Here is an 8,178-nt window from a genome sequence, read left to right on the forward strand (position 1 = left end):
CGGCCCGCGCCCTGGTCGAGCGCCAGCGCCGCGAGCAGCAGCGGCGCGAGCGCGCGGAGCAGGAAGCGGCGCGCGCGGCGCGCAAGGAAGCGTTGCGCCAGCAACTGCTCGCCAAGCGGGAGGAAGAAGCCGCCAAGGCGCGCCTTGCGCAGGAAGAAGCCCAGCGCAAGGCGGCCCAGGCCAAGGCCGCCGCGGCCTACCTGGCGGAGCAGAAGCGCGCACGCGAACTGCAGGCAGCGCGCACGGCCAGCGAATTGCAGCAGCTCATGCCGACGCCCGCCAGCCCGGTGGCCGACGGCGACGGTGTGCTGTGCGACCCTTTCCTGGAGGGCGCCGGCAGCGGGCCCTCGCTGGTCCTGATCCCGACCGGCCGCTTCCAGATGGGTTCCCACGAGCACGAGCGCAGGATCGCGATGGCGGCCGGCGCGCAGCAGCGCTGGCTGGAGCGCGAAACGCCGCAGCGCTGGGTCGGCATCGAACGGCCCTTCGCACTGGGACGCTATCCCGTCACGGTGGGCGAATGGCGCGTGTTCGTGCAGGCGACCGGCTGGGAGCCCCAGGGCGACGTGGACTGGCTGGCGCCCGGCTTCACGCAGACCGATGCGCACCCGGTGGTCGGCGTCACCTGGCACGACGCCCAGCGTTACCTGGGGTGGCTGTCGCAAGCCACCGGCCAGCGCTACCGCCTGCCGAGCGAAGCGGAGTGGGAGTATTGCTGCCGCGCCGGCACCCGCACTGCCTTCAGCTTCGGCGACACCATCGGTCCCGACCAGGCCAACTACGACGGCACGTTCACCTACAACGGCGGCGCGCGCGGCGCCTGCCGCCACGGCACCACCCCGTGCGGTATGTTCCCCGCCAATCGCTGGGGCCTGTACGACATGCACGGCAACGTGTGGGAATGGGTGCAGGACGTCGTCCACGACAACTACATCGGTGCGCCGCTCAACGGCAGCGCATGGGAAACCGGCGGCGACGGGGCACGCCGCATCCTGCGCGGCGGCTCCTGGCTGTACGCGCCGCGCTACCTGCGTTCGGCGCTGCGCAACGGTTTCTCCAGCGTGCTGTCGAACGACATCGTGGGTTTTCGCGTGCTGCGCGAGCTGGTCTAGACCCATTCTCCGGCCTGCCTGCAGGCGAGGGCGGATGGTGTACAGTAGGCGTATCGTTCACATCGGAGGAGTGTCATGGCCATTGCCCACCTGTTCAAATCGCATGACAAGGACCTTGGCGGGGGCTTCAAGGTCCGGCGCATCCTGCCCGCTGCCGCACGGCAGTCGGTCGGACCCTTCCTGTTCTTCGACCACATGGGCCCAGTGGAAGCCGAGCCCGGCGCGCGCCACGACGTGCGCCCGCACCCGCACATTGGGCTGGCCACCGTGACTTACCTGTTCGAGGGCGCCATCATGCACCGCGACAGCCTGGGCACCGAACAGCGCATCGAGCCCGGCGCGATCAACTGGATGACGGCCGGCAGCGGCATCGTCCACTCCGAGCGCACTCCGGAAGATTTGCTCGACCGGGTGCGCCGCACCCACGGCCTGCAGCTGTGGGCGGCGCTGCCGCGCGAGCACGAGGAAGCGCCGGCCGCCTTCTCGCACACTCCGGCGGACCAGATTCCCGAAGTCGAGTTCGAAGGCGCCACGGTGCGGGTGCTGGTGGGCACGGCTTTTGGGCGCACGTCGCCGGTGCCGACCTTCAGCACCACGCTGTACCTGGACGTGCAGCTGGCGCCGGGCGCGTCCATCGACCTCGGCGGCCTGCCGGAGGAGAGCGCCGTGTACGCCCCGATGGGCGCCATCGAGGTCGACGGCGAAGCGATCCCGGCCAACACGATGGCCATGGTGGAGCCGGGCATGCCGGTGCGGGTCACGTCCAGCACCGGCGCGCGCTTCGTGCTGATCGGCGGCGCGCCGCTGGACGGACGCCGCTACATCTTCTGGAATTTCGTCTCGTCCAGCCGCGAGCGCATCGAGCAGGCGGCGCGCGACTGGGAAGCGAATGCCTTCGTGCCGGTGCCGGGGGATCAGGAACGCATTCCGCTGCCGGCGTGGCCGGCGGCGTGGCGGCACGATGGGCCGCGCGAGTAGGCTTGCTTGGAAGTGCATACTGCCGTCTTTCGCGGCAACCGCCGGTCAATTGGAGTGCTCACCATGTGAGGAGTCAATTTGAGCCTTAAGCAATACAGAATCCTCGCGGGTTTGGTTTCGATAATCGTCCTTATTCTTTGCATGGTGTCCCCTTTGTTGCTGCATTCGGTATTTACTGGAACCAGCTGGGACGATCCGGTGCCTGACTGGATGGGTTGGACCTTGGTGCTTGGAGGCGGCATCGGCAGCGGTCTCGCAGTCCTCATTCATCTATTCATTATCAGTAAAATAGGTGGGTATTCAGAAAAAGAAGCGATGCGAGACTGGCATTCTCGGTACAAGTGAGTGGCACGCCGCTGCTTTTGTGCAGGCTCACTTCTGGCCTGGGCACTCGGCCCCGGTATGCGCCTGACCAGCGTGCGCCGGCGCAGGCTTGTGGGCAGGAGTTAGATTGTCGCGCGGCTACAGGGCGCAGCGTCGTTTGCGGCGGGCGTAAACTGGTGCTCCCGTACGGGTTTTCTCTGAACGCCATTGAGAGGACGCGCCATGAAAATTCCAGAACACCTGAAGATCCCGGTCATCGTCTTCGCGCTGCAGGCGGCGCTGCTGGCCGGTACCTCGCTGGTCTTCCTGCTCCTGCGCCCGCACGGCGCTTGAGCCGCGGCTCAGCTGCCGAGCCAGGCAGCGGGCTGTGCACGCCGGCGCTCGCCGGCGCGGAGCGTCTGCGCGCGCATTTCCTGGGCGAGCTCAGGATAGGGGCGAGCCGTGAAGCGCAGCTGCCGGCCCATGCCGGACAATCGCTCCAGACTGGCGCCCGGCGACAGCGGCGTCTCCACGCCCGTGAGCTGGTCGCGGTGCCAGAAGCCAGCGTCGCGGTGGAACAGCAGCGGCATGCCAGCGGCGCGCGGCGCAGCCAGGACCTCGCGCCGGCCCGGATCGGTGTCGGGAGCGAGGATGCAGAAGGCTTCCGCCTGCGCACCCGCGTCGACGCGGTGCAGGATCACGCCGTGCGGCAGCAGGGCGCTCACTTCCAGTTCGACCACGCCACGGATGCTGGCAGTGAGGGCAATGCGCATGCCGAGCCGCAGCGGCGTCGGCGTGTGCTTGCCCGGCCAGACGCCGTCGAGCAGCAGGCCGTAGCGCGACACGTCCTCGATCTCGAAGCCATGCCGGCCCTGGCGGATGAGCGCATGGCGGCCGGACAGGCGGCGCGTCAGGCCGCCGCGCTCCTCGCCGTGTTCGCCGTAGTGCGTCAAGAGCAGGTCGGCTTCCGGATCGATCTCTTCGAAACGCCCCAGCACGCATTCGTCGAGCGCGAACAGGCGCAAGTGGCGTTGCGCGCTCGAATCCGGCTCCGCGTGCACCAGGCAGGCGGTGCTGGCCGGGCAGGGATGGCCGGCCGCTTGCACCGGAACGTCGATCTCGATCAGGTCTTCGTCCCAGGCGATGGTGGACAAGCCCAGGTCGACCTTGCCCCCGCCGTCGCGCGGATCGCGGATGTCCAGCTGGGCGATCGAACCGTCGCGGGCCGTGACGTCGATGTCGAGGCTGCCGCCGCCCGGCGCCTGCACCCGTGCGATGCCGGCGTCGTCGGCGGTCACGCGCACGTTCTTGTGGGTGGCCAGGAAGGTCTGGTGGATCTCGCCCAGGCTGGCATCCATGCGCGGCACCAGGATCACCGGCGAGCAGGTCCAGGTGCGCGCCGCTCCGGGGAGCGAGGGATGGCGGCTGTGCAGCTCGATGTCGATGCGGTACTGGCCGTGCTCCAGGCCGCGCGAGGAGAATTCCAGGAACACCGGGCGCCAGTCGCCGCGCGAAGTGCGCTGGAAGACATAGCTTTCGCCTTCGCGCAGGCGCAGGCCGGAACGGACCAGCATGCGCAGCTCGGCCGCGCAATCCATCGGCATGCCGCGCAGTTCCAGCTTGATGGCATGGCGCCCACCGGCCGCGCGCGGGTCGAAACCGCTGATGTGCAGTTGCGGGCGGCCAAAGCCGCAGCTCGTGCGCGTTGCGGCCGCGTCAGGGACGCGCTGGGCGCGCAGCGCGCTGATCGCCTCGAAGCTCGCGGGCAGGCCGCCACCGGAAGCGGCGCCATCGGAAGCCGGCTGGGCGTGCCCGTGGGCGCACAGCTGCTCGCCGGGCATGACCCAGACGGTGCAGTGCGGATGCTCGGGATTGCGGCAGCGGTTCATGGGACGATGGCGGACTCGATCGTAATCGACAACATTGCTAGCTTACGCCCTTTTACTGCCCAGCGGCGCGCCGCATTCATTGATTAGCAACATTATTTTCTGTTGGGAATTTTTCAATCCGGCGCATCGTCCGGCAGGGCGGTTTCGTCCGCGTGGCCGCCGGCCTGCAGCGGCAGGGGACGCAGTACCAGCGCGGTCAGGTTGTCGGGGTGCAAGCCCTCGGGCGGGGCGCTTTCCATCGCGCCGAACAGGCGGCCGACCATGGCCGCGGCGTCGGGCGCGCCGGCCAGCAGGTCCGGCCATCGGTCCACGAAGCGGTCGGGCGCGGCGCAGGACCAGAAGCCGTCGGTGGCCAGCAGGTAGCAGGCGTCCTCGCGCAGGCGCAGCACGCGGCGGTCCGGCAGGGCGCACAGCCAGGACGGCAGGTTCAGCGGGCTCAGTTCGAACAGCGGGTTCGAGAGCTGCGACGGTTTGCTGAAGGCATTGCCGAGGATGAAGGCTTGCGCGATCTGCGGCGCGTGCGCGCCGTGCACCTGGCGGCGCCAAGTGCCCTCGTCGATGCGGCCGGCCAGGGCCGCCGCGGTAGCGGGAACGTGGTCGACGGTGAGCGGCACGGCGCGCTCCGGGCCGATCTCGTACAGGCGCGAGTCGCCCACATGGTAGAGCAGGGGCGCGGAAGCTGCCGGCAGTTCCAGCATCGTCAGGGTGGTGCCGGGGCGGGGGCCGCTGTCGACGGCGAAATGGCGCTGCAGTTCTGCGTGCAAGGCGTCCAGGTGGCGCGCCAGCTCGGCTGGCGTGCGGCAGGCTGGAATCGTGAGCAGCCCGGCGGCGACCGCCTCCGCGGCTTCGCGCCCATGGCCGTGTCCGCCCATCCCGTCCAGCACCGCCACCCGGCCGTGGCCCGCGGGCCAGGCCCCGACCTGCGCCTGCTGCGGCACCTGGCCGAGCAGGTAATGGGCCTGGCCGGCGCCATCGATGACGACGAAATTGTCCTGGTTCTCGGGGCGCTGCACCGGGCCGCTGCCGCGGCGGCTGGCCACGGCCACGTCGTAGCGCGGCGCAAAATCGAAGGCGGACAGGATGTCGGATGAGGGCATGAGGCGGATCGGCTGGACAATCCCGCTACTTTACACCTGAACAAGCTCCTTTCATGCCGCGATTAGAGCGGGTTTTTCCTGCTTCCCGTGACGAGGACCAGCGCATTGGCCAGCACGCAAGCCCCGGCGGCGCCCAGGGCCGCGCGCACGCCCCATCGTTCGGCCACCTGGCCCCAGAACAGGCTGTCCGCTACATAGCCGCCTGACATGACGAACAGGTAGATCGACAGGGTGCGGGCGCGGATTTCGGCCGGGAAGGACAGCTGGGCCGCGGCGTTCAGGGTCGATACCGTGGCCGACCAGGCCATGCCGCCGCACAGGATCAATGGCACCAGCAGCAACAGCGAGCGGCTCGCGGCCATGGCCAGCAGCATGCCGCCGTAGACCAGCATGGCGCCGGCCAGCACGCCGGTCTTGTCGACCCGGGCACGCAGCTGCGGCAGGAAGAAGGCGGCCAGCACCGCGCCGCCGCCCAGGCAGCCCATCAGGGTGCCGTAGGTGCTGGACTGCATGCGCAGCACCTCGCGTACGTAGACCGGCAGCAGGCTGGCGAAAGCGATGGTCGAGAAGAACACGGTGCAGACGTTGCGCAGGATGCGGCGGTAGCGCGCGCAGCCGAAGGCGGTCCGGACGCCCGACACGAAGCGCGCGCGAAAGCCCTCGGCCGCCAGCGGCTGCGGCCCGCCTTCGCGCCACCAGCTCCAGTACACGCCGAGCAGGCCGGCGAAGGACAGGGCATTGGCCAGGAACAGCGCGCCCGGTCCGATTCCCTCGAACAGCAGGCCGCCCACGGCCGGGCCGATGATGGCCGACAGGTTGTAGGACAGGTTGTTGAGGGTGGCCGCGGCCTCCACTTCATCCGGCTCGACCAGGCCGAACATGGCGGCTTGCCAGGCCGGCCAGATGAAGGCGGTACCGATGCCGATGCAGAAGGTCAGCAGCAGCACCGGCGTGGCGGCCACCAGCCCGGTGCCCGCCAGGAGCGCCATGATGGCGGCGCACAGCGCCATGTACAGGTTGCAGTAGAACAGGAACTTTGGCCGGTGCACGGCGTCCGCCACGACCCCCGCCAGCAGGGCGAACACGAACACCGGCACATAGGTCGCGGTCTGCACCAGCGAGGTGATCGAGGCCGAGCTCGAGATCGAGGCCACCAGCCAGGCCGAAGCGAAGGTCTGGATCCAGGTGCCCATGTTCGAGACCATGTTGGCGAGCCAGAGATTGCGGTAGCGCGGGTGGCGCAGCGGCCGGGTTAGCGGCACCTTGCGGCGCCCGGGCGGGGCGGACAACAGGCCATGGGCGAGGCTCGCGCCGATAGGGGAAGAAGACGGGGAGCTCGGGTCTGGCATGGTCTGGCCAGTGTAGGTGGCTTCGCTACCCACAGTCAATTAAATTGCCGTACGGAAAGTGTTTTCTGTGATATTGTGGCATTCCCAAAACACCTTTGCCGCGAAACCCATGTTGATCCGACCGCTAGTGGCCACGGACATCCCCGCCGTGGCAGCGTTGTTGCGCGAGCTGGCGCGCGAATACATCGTGCACGAATCGCCGCCCGAGGGCGCAGCGACCTTCCTTGCCGAGAACAACGAGATGGGCGTGCGCGGCTTCCTGGCGCGCGGCCACGTCTATCACGTGGCGCTCATCGACGGCCAGCTGGCCGGTTTCGTCGCGGTGCGCGACCGCAGCCATTTGTTCCACCTGTTCGTCGGCAAGCGCTGGCACCGGCAAGGCGTGGCGCGCGCCTTGTGGGAGGCGGCGCGCGAGGCGGCGATCGCGGCGGGCGGCGACGGCAGCTTCACGGTGAACTCCTCGAACTTCGCGGTTCCGGTGTACGAGGCCTTCGGCTTCGTGCGCGTCGGGCCGACCCAGTGCGCCAAGGGCCTGTACTTCAACCCGATGCGATTGGGCGGCTCAGAAGACCACTGAATTCTCGTCGGCGCGGCGCAGCCACAGGCTGCTGGCCCAGCCATCGTGGCGGCGGCCATCCACCACGGCGCTGACCTGCCACCAGTCGCCCCGGCGCTGGCCGGTCGCCGTCACCCGCGCGCCGGCCGGCACCACGGCCAGGCGGCGCGCGTTGATCCCGGTATGCTCGCGCAGGTTGAGATGGTCGCGCACGCGGTACTGCGCACCCGCCACCGGCGCCTCGGACACGGGCAGCGCCGCCAGCGTGGCCGCGCGCGGAACCGCATCCGGCTCGACGAGCGCATGCAGCAATCCCCCCAGCAGCGCGGTGCCGCACACCAGCACCGCCAGGGCGCGCGCGTTCGCACGGCGCCACCAGGCGCGCGGGGTCAGCCAGGCGGCCAGGCACAGCGTCAGCAGCAGGCCGGCGCAATAGGCGGCGATGACGGTCGCGGACGGCATGGCTGGACTCAAGCGTCGAAGCGCAGCACGTAGTGGCCGGCCACCAGGTGGTGGCCGGAGGGCAGCAGGTAGGGCTGCTCCTGCGTGGCCTGCGTGATCGGCGCCACCAGCTTCAGGTCCGCATCGAGGTGGAACAGCGCCTGGGTCTCGGACAGTCGCACGATGCGCAAGCCTTCGCCGGTGGCTTCCCAGCCGAAGGCATTGCGCGACAGGCCGAGGCGGTCGGCGCTGGCGGCCGCGCTGCCATCGAGATGGCGCAGGAAGGTCGGGCCGTCGAGCACCCGCAGCCCGGCCAGCGCCGGCATGCCGCGTCCGAACACCAGGCGGGTGCCGGCCGCCGCCGGCTGCTCGGGGCCTTGCGGCAGTGCGAGCAGGGCCGCGTAGCGGTCCGCCATGCCGGGCGCCACCGCGTGCAACCGCAGGCTGGGGCCG

The 8,178-nt window shown here is 69.6% G+C and carries 7 protein-coding genes and 1 pseudogene; 3 read left to right on the top strand and 5 right to left on the bottom strand.

Translation table 11 applies throughout. The annotated features are described in order from the left end of the window. Together B2R83_RS01515 and B2R83_RS01520 are read left to right on the top strand one after the other, a co-directional pair. Positions 1–1,112 (top strand): formylglycine-generating enzyme family protein (locus tag B2R83_RS01515; RefSeq protein WP_292037917.1); only part of this gene is annotated, 1,112 nt, incomplete at its 5' end. A 75-nt stretch (positions 1,113–1,187) separates the two neighbouring features. Then, positions 1,188–2,090 carry a pirin family protein gene (locus B2R83_RS01520; RefSeq protein ID WP_292037918.1) on the top strand — a complete coding sequence of 301 codons (903 nt, stop codon included), beginning with the start codon at positions 1,188–1,190 and terminating at the stop codon, positions 2,088–2,090. 665 nt (positions 2,091–2,755) lie between these two features. On the opposite strand, the gene B2R83_RS01525 is transcribed toward B2R83_RS01520, so the two are convergent. The 3 genes from B2R83_RS01525 to B2R83_RS01535 form a co-directional block, all read right to left on the bottom strand. Further along, complete coding sequence (locus B2R83_RS01525) at positions 2,756–4,282, bottom strand: FHA domain-containing protein (protein ID WP_292037919.1); 1,527 nt, start codon at positions 4,280–4,282, stop codon at positions 2,756–2,758. A gap of 113 nt (positions 4,283–4,395) precedes the next feature. Continuing rightward, on the bottom strand, positions 4,396–5,379 hold the full coding sequence (locus tag B2R83_RS01530) for a PP2C family protein-serine/threonine phosphatase (protein ID WP_292037920.1): 984 nt from the start codon (positions 5,377–5,379) through the stop codon (positions 4,396–4,398). Positions 5,380–5,441: 62 nt separating this feature from the next. Further along, entirely contained in the window at positions 5,442–6,728 is a 1,287-nt protein-coding gene (locus tag B2R83_RS01535) for an MFS transporter (RefSeq protein ID WP_292037921.1), read from the bottom strand. Between the two features lie 109 nt (positions 6,729–6,837). On the opposite strand from B2R83_RS01535, the gene B2R83_RS01540 reads away from it, so the two are divergent. Further along, positions 6,838–7,305, top strand: coding sequence for a GNAT family N-acetyltransferase (locus B2R83_RS01540; RefSeq protein ID WP_292037923.1), 468 nt, complete (start codon positions 6,838–6,840; stop codon positions 7,303–7,305). On the opposite strand, the gene B2R83_RS01545 is transcribed toward B2R83_RS01540, so the two are convergent. Beyond that, positions 7,291–7,746 carry an SH3 domain-containing protein gene (locus tag B2R83_RS01545; protein WP_292037924.1) on the bottom strand — a complete coding sequence of 152 codons (456 nt, stop codon included), beginning with the start codon at positions 7,744–7,746 and terminating at the stop codon, positions 7,291–7,293. The two genes, B2R83_RS01540 and B2R83_RS01545, sit on opposite strands and share 15 nt — an antisense overlap. 8 nt (positions 7,747–7,754) lie before the next feature. After that, positions 7,755–8,178: pseudogene (locus B2R83_RS01550) on the bottom strand (hypothetical protein); the annotation flags it as partial.

This window comes from Massilia sp. UBA6681 (genome assembly GCF_002454935.1).
Lineage (GTDB): Bacteria > Pseudomonadota > Gammaproteobacteria > Burkholderiales > Burkholderiaceae_D > Telluria > Telluria varians.